Below are 16,902 nucleotides of genomic sequence, written 5' to 3'. Positions count from 1 at the left end.
TCAGGTGTGCAGCGCGTCGAACTCCGCCTCGGCCACGATCTCCTCGTCGGCGTCGAGCCGGATGTGGGACAGCACCGACTGCAGCACGCGCAGCGCCGACGCTGCCCGGTCCCCCCACGAGGACAGGTAGGAGAACTGCCACCACCACAGCGCCTCGACCGGACGCCCGGCCTCGTGGTGCTGCAGGCCGTGGACCAGGTCGACGACGATCGAGGCCAGGTCGTTGGACAGGGATCCCGCGGTCAGCTCGACGGAGGTGACCGGGTCGACGACGTCGGCATACTCGTCCAGACCCTCGAACAACCGCGCCAGACCGTCGCGGACCGGGTCCGTGTCGACGTCGGGTCCGGGGTCGGGCTCGAACTTCTCGACCAGCACCACGTCCTGGATGGCCCCGAGGCGCGCACCCGTCAGCAGCACCTGCGAGAGGCCCAGCAGCAGGAAGGGGATCGCGGAGTCGGGCGCATCACCCCTGGCCACGTCGGTCACGATGTCGCAGAAGGCGCACACGTCCTCAGCGGTCTGGCGCTCCACCGCGGCCAGGTCGTCGGCCATCGTCCGGTCAGACATTGAGCATCCTCCTACCCTCGAACGCCCTCCCGAGCGTGACTTCGTCGGCGTACTCCAAGTCTCCACCCACCGGCAGACCGCTGGCGAGGCGGCTGACCTTGAGCCCCATCGGCCCGAGGAGGCGCGCGAGATAGCTCGCGGTGGCCTCGCCCTCGAGGTTGGGGTCCGTGGCGATGATGATCTCGGTGATCTCGGTGCTGCCGAGCCGGGCCATCAGCTCGGTGATGCGCAGGTCGTCCGGGCCGATGCCGTCGATCGGGCTGATCGCGCCGCCGAGCACGTGGTAGCGCCCCCGGAACTCGCGGGTCCGCTCGATCGCGACGACGTCCTTGGGCTCCTCGACCACGCAGATCAGACCCGCCTCGCGGCGAGGGTCCCGGCAGATGCGGCACTGCTCGGCCTCGGCGACGTTGCCGCACACCACGCAGAAGCGCACCTTGGCCTTGACCTGCACGAGCGCGTCCACGAGTCGCTGCACGTCGGCCTGGTCGGCCTGCAGCACGTGGAACGCGATGCGCTGCGCACTCTTGGGACCGACGCCGGGAAGTCTCCCGAGCTCGTCGATCAGATCCTGGACAGCACCCTCATACACATCCGCGAGCCTATGCCCTGCCACCGACAAACCCCGTCGCGCCGGGCTGACGATCGCGAGTGACCGGGCTCCCCGGGAGCGAGGTTGTCGGGCTCGGGTGGTGGGGTCCGCGCTCGTCGGCCAGAGTTGACCGTATGACGACCGCCGCTGCCTCGCGTCCCATCCGCATCGGGCTGCAGCTGCAGCCTCAGCACGCCACCTATGCCCAGCTCCGCGACGCCGTCAGCCGGGCCGAGGACCTCGGCGTGGACATCGTCTACAACTGGGACCACTTCTACCCGCTCAACGGTGACCCGGACGGCGCGCACTTCGAGTGTTGGACGCTGCTCGCCGCGTGGGCCGAGCAGACGACGCGGGTGCAGCTCGCGCCCCTGGTGACGTGCAACAGCTATCGCAACCCCGACCTGCTCGCCGACATGGCCCGCACGGTCGACCACGTCAGCGACGGCCGGTTGATCCTCGGCATCGGCTCGGGTTGGTTCGAGCGCGACTACGACGCGTACGGCTACGAGTTCGGCACCGCCGGCTCGCGGCTCGACGACCTCGCGGAGTCGATGCCCCGCATCAAGGCGCGGTGGGCGGCGCTCAACCCGCCGCCCACGCGCGACATCCCCGTCCTCATCGGCGGTGGCGGCGAGCGCAAGACGCTGCGGATCGTGGCGCAGCACGCCGACATCTGGCACACCTTCGCGACGGGCGAGGAGCTCGCGCACAAGGCGTCGGTGCTCCGCGACCACTGCGCCGCGGTCGGGCGGGACCCCGCCGAGATCGAGATGTCGGTCGGCGTCGGCGGACGTGGGCGTGACGGGCGGCAACCCGAGGCCCCGGAGGTGGAGGGCACGCCGCTGCTCGAGCTGGGCGCGACGACCTTCACGATGGGCATCAGCGGGCCGGACTACCCGATGGAGCACGTGGAGCCCTGGCTGCGCTGGCGGGACGAGCTCAACGCCGCCGGCTGACCCGGCACGCCCACGCCCGCAACACCGTGCACTCTCCGCGCTCGCAGCGCTGACCCGGCACGCCCACGCCCGCAACACCGTGCCCTCTCCGCGCTCGCAGCTCACAAACGCACGCTCCTGGCGCCCCCAACCCGCACAACGCGCGCTCCCAGCTCACGAACGCTGGCCCGCGGCGGTGCTGGTCAGGCCTGGGCGGAGCGGTCGTTGGTCGTGCCCGCGAGCTCCTGGCCGGTCAGCGCGTGGATCGCCGCCATCACCTCGTCCGTGACCTGGCGGCGGGCCTTGGCCGCGGGGACGCCGACGAAGCGCCCCGCCACCTCGATGGGGGTGCCGAACTTGACGGTGACCTTGGCGATCCGGGGCCACCGGGCGCCGACGGGCTGGATGTCGGGGGTGCCGATCAGGCCGACCGGCACGATCGGGCAGCCCGCCTGCAGCGCCAGCCAGGCCGCTCCGGTCTTGCCCTTGTAGAGACGACCGTCGCGCGATCGCGTGCCCTCCGGGTAGATGCCGGTGGCACCGCCGCGGCGGAGGACCTCCAGCTGCGCCTCGAGCGACTGCTGCGCGGCGCGGGACGAGTCGCGGTCGACCGGGATCGCGCCGACGGCCTCGAACATCTCGCGACGGATCGCCCCGGCGACGCCCGTGCCCGTGAAGTACTCCGCCTTGGCGAGGAAGGCCACCTGACGCGGCGCGGCCAGCGGGATCACGAAGCTGTCGATGAAGGACAGGTGGTTGCTCGCCAGGATCACCGGCCCACGCCGGGGGACGTTGTCGATGCCGTCGATGTGCGGTCGATAGATCGCGTGGGTCACCGGCTTGAGCACCGAGTGGACGAGTCGGTAGAACATGGACCCTCGCAGTCGACGGAACGGGCGTGCGGGCCGAGCCTAGCGGTCCCGTGCGTGGGGACAGACCTGCTGGCGCGCACCGCGTCCGTATGCCGGTCCCACCGCCATGCGCGCCACCGTCAGGGGGTGCGCTCCTCGATGACCTTGCCGCCGAGGATGCTGGCGATGACCGCCGGCCCGGCGGCACCCCCGTCGACGCTCTCGTCGTCGGTGCTGACGTCCTCGTCGGAGACCCGCTTGACCTGACGACCCTGGCCCTGACGTCCCTCCTGGGCAGCGGCCCGGCGCATCGCGCGCTGGTAGGGCGACAACGACGCCTCGTCGACCGGAACCGACTCGGGGTCGACCGGCTCGTCCTCGTCGCGCGGCTCACCAGCTGCGGAAGGTCGCGCGGGCCGGTCGGAGGTCTGACCGGAGCCGCGTGAGTCTCCGGCCTGCCCTGGGCCGCGTGAATCTCCGGTCTCTCCACCGCCGGGGGCGCGTGATCCCGGTGCGGCTGCTGCTGGGGGTGATGCCGACGAGGGGCCGGTCGCCGGATCCGACTCCGCCGCCGAAGGGGAGGGCGTCGCCCAGTCAGGAGCAGGGGAACCTGCCGCCCAGCCTCCCGAGCTGTCGTCGCCGCGGGACGGCGCACCGCCCATCCCCATGGCTTCGCGCATCTCCGGGGAGGGGGCATCGTCGTGGGCCGGTGAGCCCCCTTGTGACCGACCGCCCCCGTGCGCCGGAGCTGCGGGCCCGGAGCCAGCGTGGTCCGGTGGCGCCGACGGCTCGGCGGACGCCGGGCGGGGCGCCTGCTGACGCGGTGCGCCGTGGCCACCACCGCCGCCGCTGGCGTGCGACGCCAGGGGCACGCCCTCGACCTGGGCGTCCACGCCGATCACATCGATGAGCGCCTGACGCACCACCTCGGCGTGGACCTTGCTGGTCGCGAAGCGTTGGGCCACTCCGGGATTGTTGATGCCGAGCACCACGCGGCGGCCGTCGAACTCCATGATCTGGGCGTGCTCGGACAGCATCGTCCAGGTCACGCGCTTCTCCTTGAACACGGTCGCCAGCACGTCGGGCCAGGCGCGACGGAGCATGTCGGCGTCGACCCCGCCGTGAGTCTGGGTTGCGCTCTGCGCCCTCGCGGCTGGCGGCCGGGTCTCGCGCACCTGCTCCTGCTGCAGCGCCTCGCGCTCCTCGGCCGAGACGCCACCGCTGCGCGGCACGTCACCCGGGGCGGGCTGGGCGGGCAGCGGCTCGTCGCTGACCCTCGTGGCGTCGGCCGCCACCTGCTCGCGACGCCCCTCCCCCTGCTCAGCCACCGGGGACGGCGACGAGCTCTCGGTCGGCGAGGGGGCCGAGCTCGACGACGGGGACGACGATGCAGGCGCAGCAGGCGCCTGCGGCTGGGAATGGGGCTGCCTCTGGGACGGGGACTGGGCTTGTGACGGGGAGGGGGCAGACGCGGCTGCCGGAGCGGAGGAGTCGGCGGGACGCCGGGCGGCGGCGCGTGCGGCCTCGGCACCGCTCAGACCACCCTGGCGCGAGTCCGAGACCCCACGCGAATCGGCACCCGGCTCGGCGGACGCGGGGTGGCCACCCCCCAGCTCCATGCGGCGCTCGAGGCGGTCGATGCGGGCGGCATACCCCTGCTCGCCGGCGGCCCCGGGCAGCAGCAGCCGGGCGCAGATGAGCTCGAGCTGCAGGCGCGGCGAGGTGGCGCCGGTCATCTCCGTGAGGCCGGTGTTGACGACGTCGGCGGCGCGGGACAGTGCCCCGGCGCCGAAGCCGGCCGCCTGCGAGCGCATCCGCTCGAGCTGGTCCTCGGGCACGCCGCGCAGCACGGCGGCCGCGCCCTGGTCGGTGGCCAGGACGATGATCAGGTCACGCAGCCGCTCGAGCAGGTCCTCGAGGAAGCGGCGCGGGTCCTGGCCCGACTCGATGACCTTGTCGATCTGACGGAACACGGCGGCCCCGTCGGCGGCGGCGAGCGCGTCGACGGTGGCGTCGAGCAGCTCGACCTCGGTGAAGCCGAGCAGCGCCGCGGCCCGCTCGTAGGTCAGCCCCTCGTCGCCGGCGCCCGCCATGAGCTGGTCGAGCACGGACAAGGAGTCACGGACCGAGCCGCCACCCGCGCGCACGACGAAGGACAGCACGCCCTGCGCCACCTGCACGCCCTCGGTGTCGCACAGCTCCTGCAGGTAGTCGGTCAGCCGGGCGGGCGGCACCAGCCGGAAGGGGTAGTGGTGGGTGCGCGAGCGGATGGTGCCGATGACCTTGTCCGGCTCGGTCGTCGCGAAGACGAACTTCACGTGCTCGGGCGGCTCCTCGACGATCTTGAGCAGCGCGTTGAAGCCCTGCGGCGTCACCATGTGCGCCTCGTCGATGATGTAGACCTTGTAGCGCGAGCGCGCCGGGCCGTACGACGCCTTCTCCCGCAGGTCACGGGCGTCGTCGACACCACCGTGGCTCGCCGCGTCGATCTCGATCACGTCGACCGATCCCGCGCCACCGCGCGCCAGGGCCACGCACGACTCGCACGTGCCGCAGGGGGTGTCGGTCGGTCCCTGCTCGCAGTTGAGGCAGCGCGCGAGGATGCGGGCGGAGGTCGTCTTGCCGCAGCCGCGCGGACCGCTGAACAGGTAGGCGTGGCTGGCCCGACCGGATCGCAGGGCCTGCATCAGGGGCTCGGTCACGTGCTCCTGCCCGATGACGTCGGCGAACGTCTCGGGGCGGTAGCGGCGGTAGAGGGCTGTGCTCACGAGAACGACCCTAGTGGTCGCCTCTGACAAGGGGTATGCCGTCGCGCCGGCCTGCGGTGGCCGTGGCGGCATACGCGCTGGTCCACCGGCAGGAGGGGGGCATGAGAAGACCCCCCGCGCACCTGGAAGAGCTCTCTTGCCCTTGCTGCATTCCTGCCCTGGGGGAGTTGGGAGAGGTACCACCACGCGGGGGGCCGGTCCTCATGCTAGTGCAGCCCCCACCCCATCAGCCAATCCCGCCGGGCAGCCCGTTCGCCGCCCCGCGGACCGCCCGAGGGGTCTGTCGGACCCCTGACGTAGCCTGCAGCGCATGACGGAGGAGACCAGGTCCAGCAACGCGATGCGGCGTTCGCTCGCCCGAGCGCGGGACGGCAAGGCGCTCGACGCCGCCGAGGCCGAGGTGCTGCTCGGGGCGCGAGGGACGGACCTCGAGGCGCTGTGCTCGGTGGCCGGACGGGTCCGCGACGCCGCGATGGTCCAGGCGGGGCGACCCGGCACGGTCACCTACTCCCGCAAGGTCTTCGTCCCGCTGACGCGCCTGTGCCGCGACCGCTGCCACTACTGCACGTTCGCGACCACGCCAGGACGCGTCGAGGCTCCCTACCTGTCGCTCGACGAGGTGGTCGAGATCGCCCGCGAGGGCGCGGCGCAGGGCTGCAAGGAGGCCCTGTTCACCCTCGGCGACCGCCCCGAGGACCGGTGGCCGGCGGCACGAGAGTGGTTGGACAGCAAGGGGTATGACGACACCCTGGCGTATGTCCGCGCCGCCGCGATCCGGGTGCTGGAGGAGACCGGGCTGCTCCCCCACCTCAACCCCGGCGTCATGAGCTGGTCCGACCTGCAGCGCCTCAAGCCGGTCGCACCCTCGATGGGGATGATGCTCGAGTCCACCTCGACGCGGCTGACCGAGCCGGGCGGACCCCACTTCGGCTCGCCCGACAAGGACCCGGCCGTGCGCCTGCGCGTGGTCGAGGACGCGGGCCGGGTCGGCGTGCCCTTCACGACGGGGATCCTCGTCGGCATCGGCGAGACGCCGGCCGACCGCGTGGAGTCGATCCTCGCGATCAGGCGCCTCGCCCGGGAGTACCACCACGTGCAGGAGGTGATCGTCCAGAACTTCCGCGCCAAGGACGACACCGCCATGCGGGCCTCCGAGGACGTCGGGCTCGAGGAGTACCTCGCGACGATCGCGGTGACCCGCGTCCTGCTCGGCCCGGGCACGAGCGTGCAGGCGCCGCCCAACCTCAGCGACATCGACGACTGCGGGCGGCTGCTGGCCGCGGGGGTCGACGACTGGGGCGGGGTCTCGCCCGTCACGCCCGACCACGTCAACCCCGAGCGCCCCTGGCCCGAGATCGAGCTGTTGCGGACGGTCACGGAGGCCGCGGGGCTCGAGCTGCGCGAGCGCCTGACGGCTCACCCGCGGTTCGTGCAGGGCGCGCTCGGGCGGGACGAGGCGTGGATCGATCCGCGGTTGCACCCGCACGTGGCCGCCCTGGCCGACGCGGCGACGGGGCTGGCGCGCGAGGGCGTGCGGCCGGAGGGCCGGACCTGGCAGGAGCCGGACGGCGGGGCCGAGGGCGGCGGCCTGGCGCAGAGCCGGGGTCGCGTCGACCTGCACGCCTCCATCGACACGACCGGTCGGTCCGAGGACCGCAGGAGCGACTTCGACGAGGTCTACGGCGACTGGGCGGCCGTCGCCGAGCGGGCGACCACGAGCGCGGCAGTCGCGGGACACGGCAGCGGCGTCTCGACCCCGTCCGACGCCCGGCAGGCGCTGGCACGCGCCGAGGCGGACCCGGGGGCGCTGTCCGACGAGGACTACCTCGCGCTGCTCACGAGCGAGGGCGACGACCTCGAGCAGGTGACCCGGCTCGCCGACGACCTGCGGCGCGAGACGGTCGGCGACGAGGTCACCTACGTCCTCAACCGCAACATCAACTTCACCAACGTCTGCTACGTCGGGTGCCGGTTCTGCGCGTTCGCCCAGCGCAAGACCGACGCCGACGCGTTCACCCTGTCGCTGGACGAGATCGCCTCTCGCGCCAGGGAGGCGGTCGCGCTGGGAGCCACCGAGGTGTGCCTGCAGGGCGGGATCAGCCCCGACCTCCGGCCCGGGGACTACGCGCGGATCGTGCGGGCGATCAAGGACGTCCAGCCCCAGCTGCACGTGCACGCCTTCTCCCCCATGGAGATCGCCACCGCCTCCGCCAAGGCCGGCGTCTCCCCGCGTGCGTGGCTCGAGGAGCTCCGCGAGGCCGGGCTGGACTCCATCCCCGGGACGGCCGCCGAGATCCTCGACGACGAGGTCCGCTGGGTGCTGACCAAGGGCAAGCTGCCCACCGCGCAGTGGATCGAGATCGTCGAGACCGCCCACACGCTGGGGATCCCCAGCTCCTCGACCATGATGTACGGCCACGTCGACCACCCCCGACACTGGGTCGGTCACCTGCGCACGCTCGCCGGGATCCAGGACCGCACAGGGGGATTCACGGAGTTCGTGCCACTGTCGTTCGTGCACACCAACGCACCGGTCTATCTCGCCGGGGTCGCCCGTCCCGGGCCGACGCTGCGGGACAACCGCGCCGTGCACGCGGTGGCCCGCATCCTGCTGCACGGCCGCATCCGCCACGTGCAGACGTCCTGGGTCAAGCTCGGCGTCGACGGCACCCGGCTGATGCTGCGCGGCGGCGCCGACGACCTCGGCGGCACGCTGATGGAGGAGACGATCAGCCGCATGGCGGGCTCGGAGCACGGGTCGGCCAAGACCGTCGAGGAGCTGCGCGAGATCACCGACGGCATCGGGCGGCCGCTGCGTCAGCGCTCGACCACGTATGCCGAGCTGGTCACCCCTGCCTGACCCCTCCTGTCCGCGAGGCGCCGGGCCGAGGCACCAGGCCAGCGGCGGCGCCGGCAGCGGGCTTGTCGGCATACGGCAGGAGCAGACTGCCCGGACATGTGCAGAGGCCCCGCACCGAACGACGTCGGTGCGGGGCCCCTGCTGTGGCGGAGGATGGGGGATTTGAACCCCCGAGGGTTTTATCCCAACACGATTTCCAATCGTGCGCACTAGGCCACTATGCGAATCCTCCGCCGAGCAATGTACCGGATGGGGAGGCCCGGCTCACAATCGAGCGTCACCGCCCCGTCGCCGGAGGTTCACCCGCCTCAGTTGCTGCAGGTCTGCGTCCCGGCCGGGACCGCGATCCCGTCGAAGGCCGCGGCGACCGACGAGCACTGCGCGGAGCCCTTGCCGTAGATCGCCTTGGCCTGGCGGATCGCACCCTCGCGGGCGTCGGCGTAGCCGGAGCGGGAGGTCAGCTCGTTGGTGAGGGTGGCGTACCAGACCTTGGCAGCGACGTCGCGGCCCGCGCCGACGACGGCCTTGCTGTTGCAGGTGGGGCTGTTGTAGCTGACGCCGCCGACCGACTTGGCGCCAGAGCCCTCCGAGGCGAGGTAGAACCAGTGGTTGAGCGGGCCCGAGGAGTAGTGGACGTTGAGCCGACCGACCTTGGAGGAGTAGCAGTCGGCGCTGCGGCCGTCCTTGCTCGGCTTGTCCATGTAGCGGAAGGGCGCACTGCCCAGCTCCTCGCCGATCAGGTAGTCGCCGGCGTCGACCGGGCTGGCGGCGTAGAACTCGACCATGGTGCCGAAGATGTCCGAGGTCGCTTCGTTGAGGCCGCCGGACTCCGCGCGGTAGGCCAGGCCGGCGGTGTTCTCGGTCACGCCGTGGGTCATCTCGTGGCCGGACACGTCCAGCGAGGTGAGCGGGTTGGCGTTGCCGGCACCGTCGCCGTAGGTCATCTGCGTGCCGTCCCAGAAGGCGTTGTCGTAGGCGTTGCCGTAGTGGACCCGCGAGGGCGCCCCCTTGCCGGTGTCCCAGATGCCCTTGCGGCCGAAGGTCGTGAGGAAGTAGTCGTAGGTCTTCTGCGCGCCGAACTGGGCGTCGACCCCGACCGACGCGCGGTCGGACATCGTCCCGTTGCCCCAGACGTCGTCGGCGTCGGTGAGGACCGTGCCCGCGCCGGTGGTGGCGCCCTTGAGGTCGGTGGTCCGGTGCCCGAGGGCGTCGACCATCTGGAAGCTCGGCGCCGATCCGCTGGTGCCGACGGTGACGTTGCCGACGTGGATGCCGTTGCCCGTGCCGGGGGTGACGGTGTCCCAGCTCTCCAGCACCGCACCGGTCTTGGCGTCGACGGCGACGTGCAGCGCGGTGGGGGTCTGGTCGGTGCGGATGCCCTTGACGACGACCTCGTGGGCCAGGCGCGGGCCGGCGTCGCCGTTGTGGATCACGAGCTCGCTGCTGACCGTGGGGGTGCCGGCAAGACCGGTCGCGGTGGCGCGAGCCGTGGCCTGGGCGGCAGTGGCGCTGACCTTGGGCGTCTTGTCAGAGAGGGCGACCGCACGACCGCGACCCCAGGTGGTGCGCCGCACGGCACCCTTGGCGTCGGAGTGGACGACGATGTCGCCGCCGACGACGCGCAGGCCGTCGACGCGACGGTCGTAGCGCGTGTGGGTCACGCCGTCGGGGGTGCGGCCGACGGTGCGCTGGACGAGCTGCTCTCCGGAGCCGAGACCGAGCGCCCGCGCGGTGGCCCCGGCGGCGTCGGAGGGGGCCGCGGGGGCGGCCGACGACGTCGCGGGGGCGAGGGTGGCGGCGAGCGCCAGGGCCAGCGGGGCGGTCAGGGCAGCAGCGGTGCGTGCGCGAGACATGGATCCTCCAGGGGGTCGTCGATGGATCTCCGCGGGGGCGGAGCGGGGGCCATCGACCCGTCGAGCAACGGGTGCGGGGAATCTACGTCCTGCAACCGTTCCTGGGAAGACCCTGACCAGCATGAGATCCGAGCGATCACAGATGCGCAGGTCAGGGGGCTACCCGCCGGTATGACGATCAGCCCGACCTCACGGAGCGTCACCATCTGGCGGCGACCGGGCCGCCATACGACCGGCGAAGGTCAGCCCGGTCAGGCACATCCGCCAGGGCCCGGCACATCGACCTGGGTCCGGCACGTCGACCTGCGGTGCCAACCCAGGCTGATGTTCCTACCTCAGGTAGGCACATCGACCTGGCGTGCTAACTCAGGCTGATGTGACTACCTGAGGTAGGTCAGCGGCGGCGGCGGGCGGTGCCGAACAGCGAGCGCGTGATCTCGCGGCCGATCTGCGTGCCGGCGGACCGCAGCATCGACCGGAACGCCGAGGACTGCACGACCTGCTCGACGAGGCCGGGGTCGTCCTTCTCCGGCTTCTGGGGCTTCTCCGGCTTCTGGGGCTTCTCCGCCGGGGCGGACGCGGGAGCCGGCGAAGGGGCCGGCTCGGACGCCTGCTGGGCCGCCTTCAGCTTCTCGTATGCCGACTCGCGGTCCTGCGCCGCGGCGTAGCGCGCCGTCAGCGGCGACGCCGCCACCAGCCGGTCCAGCTCGGCGTCCGGGGTGGGGGCCATCAGCGACTGCGGCGCACGCATCCGGGTCCAGGCCACGGGCGTCGGCGCGCCGGTCTCGGACAGCACGGTGACGACGGCCTCGCCGGTGCCGAGCTGGGTCAGCAGCGCCTGCAGGTCGTAGCCCGAGCGCGGGTAGGTGGAGACCGCCGCCTTGAGCGCCTTGGCGTCGTCCGGGGTGAAGGCGCGCAGCGCGTGCTGCACGCGGTTGCCGAGCTGGCCTAGCACGCCGGCAGGGACGTCCTTGGGTGACTGGGTCACGAAGAAGACGCCGACGCCCTTGGACCGGATGAGCCGGACGGTCTGCTCGATCGCGTCGAGGAAGGCGTCCGACGCGTCGTCGAAGAGCAGGTGCGCCTCGTCGAAGAAGAACACGAGCTTGGGCTTGTCGACGTCGCCGACCTCGGGCAGGTCGTGGAACAGGTCGGCGAGCAGCCACATGAGGAAGGTCGAGAACAGCGCGGGGCGGTCCTGCACGGCGGGCAGCTCGAGGCAGGAGATGACGCCCCGACCGTCGGTCCCGACCTGCAGCAGGTCGGCGGTGTCGAACTCCGGCATACCGAAGAACGCTGCGGCGCCTTGGTTCTCGAAGGTCACGAGCTCGCGCAGGATGACGCCGGCGGTCGCCTTGGACAGCCCGCCGATGGTCTTGAGCTCGGCCTTGCCCTCGTCGCTGGTGAGGTGCGTGATGACCTCGCGCAGGTCCTTGAGGTCGTCGAGCAGCAGGCCCTTGGTGTCGGCGTAGTGGAAGATCAGCCCGAGGCTGGACTCCTGGGTGTCGTTGAGCCCCAGCACCTTCGACAGCAGGGTGGGACCGAAGCTCGTGATCGTCGAGCGGATCGGGGTGCCCTTGCCGAGCCCGCCGAGCGTGAGCAGCTGGGTGGGGAAGCCCGTGGCCTCCCAGGTCTGACCGACGTCCGTGGCCCTCGAGGCGAGCCTGTCGTTGCTGACGCCGGGGGACGCGAGCCCCGACAGGTCACCCTTGATGTCGGCGAGGAAGACGGGCACTCCCCCGGTGGACAGCTGCTCGGCCATCAGCTGCAGCGTCTTGGTCTTGCCGGTGCCGGTGGCGCCCGCGACGAGACCGTGGCGGTTCATCACGGCGAGCGGGATGCGCACGGGCACGTCCGGGTGGGCGGTGCCGTCGACGACGGCCGCGCCGAAGTCCAGGGCGGGGCCCTCGAAGGCGTAGCCGGAGCGGATCTGGTCGAGCTGCGAGGTCGAGTCGGTCACGGGTCCGACGATAGCGGTGGCTGGGTCGCCTGGCCCTGATCCGCGCGGCGAGAGTGGCGCACGCCTGGTGCGCCGGCCAGCGCCCACCAACCAGCGCGCGGCAACTCCCGTGCGCCGCGGACGGACAACTAGACTACGGAGCGTGATCTTCAAGGCCATCGGTGAGGCCCGCCCCTATCCCGAGCACGCCAAGGTGACGACCCGCGACTGGGCCGGCGTGGCGCCGAGCCTGGTCCGCCTGGACCAGCTGGTCACGACGCGGTCCACCCTCGACCTGCACCAGCTGCTGTCCGAGGACTCCACGTTCTACGGCGACCTGTTCGCGCACGTCGTCAAGTGGCAGGGCACGCTCTATCTCGAGGACGGGCTGCACCGTGCTCTGCGCGCCGCCCTCCAGCAGCGCCCGCACCTGCACGCGCGGGTCCTCAACCTCGACGCCCCCGGCGCTCCGGTCGGCGAGCCGCTGCGCGAGCTCTAGCCTGGAGGGCGTGACCCACAGCTTCGAGCCCGCCCCCGAGACTCCCTTCGAGCACCCGTCGTGGTCGGTGAACGCCACGATCTACCAGATCAACACGAGACACTTCACGCCCGAGGGCACCCTGCGGGCCGCCATGGCGCACCTGCCGCGGCTGGCGGAGCTGGGCGTCGGGATCCTGTGGTTGATGCCGGTCCACGAGATCGGCGAGGTCAACCGCAAGGGTGGCCTCGGCTCCCCCTACGCGGTGCGCGACTACTACTCCGTGAGCGCCGAGCTGGGCACGGTGGAGGACCTCAAGGACTTCGTCGCCGCGGCGCACGACCTCGGCCTCAAGGTCATCCTGGACTGGGTCGCCAACCACACCGCCTGGGACAACGTGCTCGTCGAGCAGCACCCAGAGTGGTACTCCCGGGACTGGAAGGGCGACTTCCGCCCCACCCCGTGGTGGGACTGGGACGACATCATCGACCTGGACCACTCCCACGCCGAGCTGCGCGAGTGGATGACCGAGGCCATGGCCTGGTGGGTGCGCGAGGTCGACGTCGACGGCTACCGCTGCGACGTCGCGGGGATGGTGCCGACGGACTTCTGGGAGACGGTCCGCGCGGTGCTCGACGAGATCAAGCCCGTCTTCCTGCTCGCCGAGTGGGAGGCGCGCGACCTGCACCACCGTGCCTTCGACATGACCTACGGCTGGAGCTGGAACGACGCGCTGCACAAGATCGCCCACGGCAAGGCCGACCTGGAGGCGCTGCGCGTCTACTACGCGTGGGACGCCAAGGCCTACCAGCGCGACTCCATCCGCATGCTGTTCGTCTCCAACCACGACAAGAACGCCTGGGAGGGGACGGAGTACGAGCAGTTCGGCGACGCCCTCGAGGCCGCGATCGTGCTCTCGGTGGCCAGCAAGGGGATGCCGCTGATCCACAACGGTCAGGAGGCGGGCATGGACAAGCGCCTGGCCTTCTTCGACAAGGACGAGATCGTCTGGGCCGAGCACCCGATGCGCGACCTCTACGCCCGGCTGATCCGGCTGCGGCGCGACACCCGCGCGCTCTGGAGCGGCAAGCACGGCGCCCCGATGGTGCCGGTGCCCACGACTGCGGACGACCGGGTGCTGGCGTTCGTGCGACAGGACGACGACACCAAGGTCTTCGCGGCCTTCAACCTGTCGCCCGAGCCGGTCTCGGTGGCCTTCCGCGAGTCCCCCGCGCCGGGCCGCTACCGCGACTTCTTCGCGCCCGACGGGTCCGACGGGCAGACCGTCGAGATCGTGGAGGGCGAGCCCGTGGAGCTGGGCCCCTGGGGCTACCGCCTGCTCATCGGCTGACGGCAGCCGGCCGTATGCCGGGCGCCCGACGTCATACGGCCGTCAACGGGCCGCGCGAGGCCGGTAGGTGACCGTCGTCGACGACGAGGTGGCCGCCGACGCCCCCAGGAAGCGCACGGTCACGGACGTCGTGCTGCGCACGGTGAAGTTCGTCGGCACCCGACCGGCGGCGTCGGTGCGGCGGTCCGAGCACTGCAGCCGGCCGCGCAGGTGCGACATCGCCCAGCAGGTGCGGACGGGCGCGTTGGCGAGGACGGAGCCGTTGACCGTGCGGGCGGTCACCGTGCCGGTGGCCATGGTGCCGACGACCGGGGCCCATGAGCGCACGCCCGACCAGGTGAGTGCCGCGGGGCAGGCCTTGACCGCGCAGAGCGCCTTGTTGGGGTCGAGGAGGCCGGCGCCGTACGTGTTGTCCCGGCCCCGCGTGCCGAGGTCGGCCGCGGTGCGGCTCAGCAGCGCCTGCACCTGCGAGGTGGTCAGCGTGGGCCGAGCCGCCTTGAGACCGGCGACCGCGGCCGACACGGCGGGGGCGGCCATGGAGGTGCCGCTCATGCGGACGTAGCCCGAGCCGGCCCTGGTCCGGGGATAGGTCGAGACGATGCGGTCGCCGGGGGCCGCGATGTCGACGTAGGACCCGGTGTTGGAGTACGGCGCCGCTCGTCGGGCGCTGGTGGTGGCAGCCACGCCGATGACGTTGGCGTACGCCGCCGGGTAGGTCACCGGGTTGCCCTGGGCCCGCTCGTTGCCGGCGGCCGCGACGACCACCGCCCCCTTGGCGGTGGCGTACTGGACGGCCTTGTCCACCGCGGCGTCCCGGGTACCGCCGAGGGACAGGTTGATGACCTTGGCGCCGCGGTTGGCGGCGTGGATGATGCCGCGGGCGATGTCGGACGACCACCCCTCACCGCTGGCGTCGAGCACCCTGATCGGCATGATGCGCGTGCCGGGCGCGAGACCCGCGATGCCCAGACGGTTGTGCGCGACGGCCGCGATGATGCCGGCGACGTGCGTGCCGTGCCCGTCGAGGTCGACGGCGCCGGTGCCCCTGGTCCCACCCGCCGCGGGCTCGAGGAACTGCGCGCCCGGCACGAGCACCCCGCGCAGGTCGGGGTGGCTGCCGTCCACGCCTGTGTCGACGACGGCGACCGTGACGCCGGCGGTGCTCACCCGTGCGTGGAAGGTCTCGCCGCCGAGGGCGCTGAGGCTCCACTGCTGGGGTCGCAGCGGATCGTTGTATGCCGTCGCGCGCACCCTCGTGTCCACGGTGACGGCCACGGCGCCGGGCGCGTCCTGGGCGCGGTCGACGGCGCCGACGGCCTGGGCTGCCGGGACGGTCGCCGTGGTGATCACGGGCTGGCCGGAGACGACCTGGGTCGTGACGACGCGGATCCGCGAGGCGCCCGTGGCGAGCGCCGGGGCGGCCACGGCGCCGGGGGCGCTGGTGACCGAGGTGGTGCGGGCCGCCCACCCCTCCGGTCGACCCTCCGCCGGAACCAGCGCCGGAGCCGGAGCCGGACCTCGACCTGGACCTGGACCTGGAGCGAACGATCGGACCCAGGTCGGGTGCGCGGACGTCGGAGCGGCGACGACGGCGGGGGCGACGCCCGAGGCATGGGCGGTGACGGGGCTGCCGACCGCCGGCGCGAGGGCGGCGAGCGCACCGATCACGACGCCGGCGCGAGCACGGGTCTGCATGGTGGAGGGGTCCTTCGACGAGGGCACGGGAGCAGGGTTCGCCCCACGCGGTCACAGAACGTTATGTCGCCTGACCGTGCGTCACGCCGTCGATGGGGTCAGCGTGACGCGTTCGACGCCGAACCCCACTCGTTCGGCGCAACCCGTCAGGCAGGCCCGCCCGCCCAGGGGAAGCGAGGGTCCCGCCGCTCGGTGAACGCCAGCACACCCTCCGCCAGCTCGCCGGACGCGATCGTCTCGCGATAGCGCGCCTGCGCCGCGGGTTCCGGGTCCTCGCCGTCGAGCAGTAGCCGCACCGTCTCCTTGACCGCCGCGATCGTGAGCTGCGAGCGGCTGCACAGCTCGTCGGTCAGCCCCGCGACCGCGTCGTCCAGCTCGCCCGGCCCGGTCAGCACGTCGACCAGGCCCACCCGGTGCGCCTCGACCGCGTCGATCAGGCCGGCGGTCAGGAGCAGCCGCCGGGCCGTCGCCGGTCCGACCAGGTCCAGCAGGGTCCGTATGCCGGTCGGCGCGTAGGCCACCCCCAGCCGGGCGGGCGTCACCCCGAACCGCGCACCCTCCTCGGCCACCCGCAGGTCGCACGACGCGGCCAGCTCCAGCCCGCCCCCGATGCAGCTGCCCCGCACGGCGGCCACCGTCGGCCTCGGGCAGTCCAGCAGGGCCCGCTGGGCGGCGAGGTCCGCCTCGCGGACCGGCACCATCGGATCGGCCGGGTCAGGGCCCGACAGGAGGTCGCCGATGTCGGCACCGGCACAGAAGTGGTCCCCGGCTCCCACGACCACCACGACCCGGACCGCCGGGTCCTCGACCAGGTCCCCCAGGACGTGCGGAAACCGTTGCCACATCTCGAGGCTCATCGCGTTGCGCTTGGCGGGACGGTCCAGGACGAGGCGGGCGACCCCGCCGTCGACATACGTGCTGAGCCCCTCGACGGTCGTCATGGCTCCACCCCACCACAGGACCGGCCCGAGGGACGCACCTCCCCTGCCGGTCAACTACCCTGGAGC

At 72.4% G+C, this 16,902-nt stretch carries 12 protein-coding genes, 1 tRNA gene and 1 other RNA gene; 4 read left to right on the top strand and 10 right to left on the bottom strand.

Annotated features, from left to right (window positions below):
- Positions 1 to 570 (bottom strand): DUF5063 domain-containing protein, encoded by a 570-nt coding sequence (locus K313_RS0111460; RefSeq protein WP_034252967.1) that lies wholly within the window; start codon positions 568 to 570, stop codon positions 1 to 3.
- A complete protein-coding gene (gene recR / locus K313_RS0111455) occupies positions 563 to 1,162 on the bottom strand; it encodes a recombination mediator RecR (protein ID WP_029211738.1) in 600 nt (199 codons plus the stop codon). The genes K313_RS0111460 and recR overlap by 8 nt, the downstream gene beginning before the upstream one ends.
- A gap of 134 nt (positions 1,163 to 1,296) precedes the next feature.
- On the opposite strand from recR, the gene K313_RS0111450 reads away from it, so the two are divergent.
- Positions 1,297 to 2,121, top strand: a complete 825-nt coding sequence (locus K313_RS0111450) for an LLM class F420-dependent oxidoreductase (RefSeq protein ID WP_029211737.1) — start codon at positions 1,297 to 1,299, stop codon at positions 2,119 to 2,121.
- Between the two features lie 182 nt (positions 2,122 to 2,303).
- On the opposite strand, the gene K313_RS0111445 is transcribed toward K313_RS0111450, so the two are convergent.
- The 3 genes from K313_RS0111445 to ffs all read right to left on the bottom strand — a co-directional run bounded on the left by K313_RS0111445 (position 2,304) and on the right by ffs (position 5,918).
- Positions 2,304 to 2,972 (bottom strand): lysophospholipid acyltransferase family protein, encoded by a 669-nt coding sequence (locus K313_RS0111445; protein ID WP_029211736.1) that lies wholly within the window; start codon positions 2,970 to 2,972, stop codon positions 2,304 to 2,306.
- 119 nt (positions 2,973 to 3,091) lie between these two features.
- Positions 3,092 to 5,719, bottom strand: coding sequence for a DNA polymerase III subunit gamma and tau (locus tag K313_RS0111440; protein ID WP_029211735.1), 2,628 nt, complete (start codon positions 5,717 to 5,719; stop codon positions 3,092 to 3,094).
- Between the two features lie 102 nt (positions 5,720 to 5,821).
- An RNA gene (ffs, locus tag K313_RS23060) (signal recognition particle sRNA small type) lies at positions 5,822 to 5,918 on the bottom strand.
- Between the two features lie 111 nt (positions 5,919 to 6,029).
- On the opposite strand from ffs, the gene K313_RS0111435 reads away from it, so the two are divergent.
- Entirely contained in the window at positions 6,030 to 8,579 is a 2,550-nt protein-coding gene (locus K313_RS0111435) for a bifunctional FO biosynthesis protein CofGH (RefSeq protein WP_029211734.1), read from the top strand.
- A 144-nt stretch (positions 8,580 to 8,723) separates the two neighbouring features.
- On the opposite strand, the gene K313_RS0111430 is transcribed toward K313_RS0111435, so the two are convergent.
- The 3 genes from K313_RS0111430 to K313_RS0111420 form a co-directional block, all read right to left on the bottom strand.
- Positions 8,724 to 8,811 (bottom strand) — tRNA-Ser (locus tag K313_RS0111430).
- Between the two features lie 76 nt (positions 8,812 to 8,887).
- Positions 8,888 to 10,432, bottom strand: coding sequence for a M4 family metallopeptidase (locus K313_RS0111425; protein WP_029211733.1), 1,545 nt, complete (start codon positions 10,430 to 10,432; stop codon positions 8,888 to 8,890).
- Between the two features lie 394 nt (positions 10,433 to 10,826).
- Entirely contained in the window at positions 10,827 to 12,392 is a 1,566-nt protein-coding gene (locus K313_RS0111420; protein WP_029211732.1) for a helicase HerA-like domain-containing protein, read from the bottom strand.
- Between the two features lie 142 nt (positions 12,393 to 12,534).
- Here K313_RS0111420 and K313_RS0111415 point away from each other — a divergent pair, with 142 nt between their 5' ends.
- Positions 12,535 to 12,870 (top strand): type II toxin-antitoxin system VapB family antitoxin, encoded by a 336-nt coding sequence (locus K313_RS0111415; protein ID WP_029211731.1) that lies wholly within the window; start codon positions 12,535 to 12,537, stop codon positions 12,868 to 12,870.
- A 10-nt stretch (positions 12,871 to 12,880) separates the two neighbouring features.
- Positions 12,881 to 14,200 (top strand): alpha-amylase family glycosyl hydrolase, encoded by a 1,320-nt coding sequence (locus K313_RS0111410; protein WP_029211730.1) that lies wholly within the window; start codon positions 12,881 to 12,883, stop codon positions 14,198 to 14,200.
- Between the two features lie 42 nt (positions 14,201 to 14,242).
- On the opposite strand, the gene K313_RS22435 is transcribed toward K313_RS0111410, so the two are convergent.
- Both K313_RS22435 and K313_RS0111400 read right to left on the bottom strand, forming a co-directional pair.
- The gene (locus K313_RS22435; RefSeq protein ID WP_051274115.1) at positions 14,243 to 15,922 is read right to left on the bottom strand and encodes a S8 family serine peptidase; all 1,680 of its coding nucleotides are present in this window, start codon (positions 15,920 to 15,922) and stop codon (positions 14,243 to 14,245) included.
- Positions 15,923 to 16,041: 119 nt separating this feature from the next.
- Positions 16,042 to 16,836, bottom strand: a complete 795-nt coding sequence (locus K313_RS0111400) for an enoyl-CoA hydratase/isomerase family protein (RefSeq protein ID WP_029211728.1) — start codon at positions 16,834 to 16,836, stop codon at positions 16,042 to 16,044.
- Positions 16,837 to 16,902: the final 66 nt, after the last annotated feature.

Source organism: Arsenicicoccus bolidensis DSM 15745 (genome assembly GCF_000426385.1).
Lineage (GTDB): Bacteria > Actinomycetota > Actinomycetes > Actinomycetales > Dermatophilaceae > Arsenicicoccus > Arsenicicoccus bolidensis.
The sequence above is the reverse complement of the archived record's forward strand: the minus strand, read 5'-3'. Positions and strand labels throughout refer to the sequence as shown.

Excerpts from the sequence above, each read along its gene's own strand:
- K313_RS0111445 (WP_029211736.1), bottom strand. The coding sequence starts at position 2,972 with ATGTTCTACCGACTCGTCCACTCGGTGCTCAAGCCGGTGACCCACGCG.
- K313_RS0111460 (WP_034252967.1), bottom strand. The coding sequence starts at position 570 with ATGTCTGACCGGACGATGGCCGACGACCTGGCCGCGGTGGAGCGCCAG.
- K313_RS0111400 (WP_029211728.1), bottom strand. The coding sequence starts at position 16,836 with ATGACGACCGTCGAGGGGCTCAGCACGTATGTCGACGGCGGGGTCGCC.
- K313_RS0111450 (WP_029211737.1), top strand. The coding sequence starts at position 1,297 with ATGACGACCGCCGCTGCCTCGCGTCCCATCCGCATCGGGCTGCAGCTG.
- K313_RS0111435 (WP_029211734.1), top strand. The coding sequence starts at position 6,030 with ATGACGGAGGAGACCAGGTCCAGCAACGCGATGCGGCGTTCGCTCGCC.
- K313_RS0111425 (WP_029211733.1), bottom strand. The coding sequence starts at position 10,432 with ATGTCTCGCGCACGCACCGCTGCTGCCCTGACCGCCCCGCTGGCCCTG.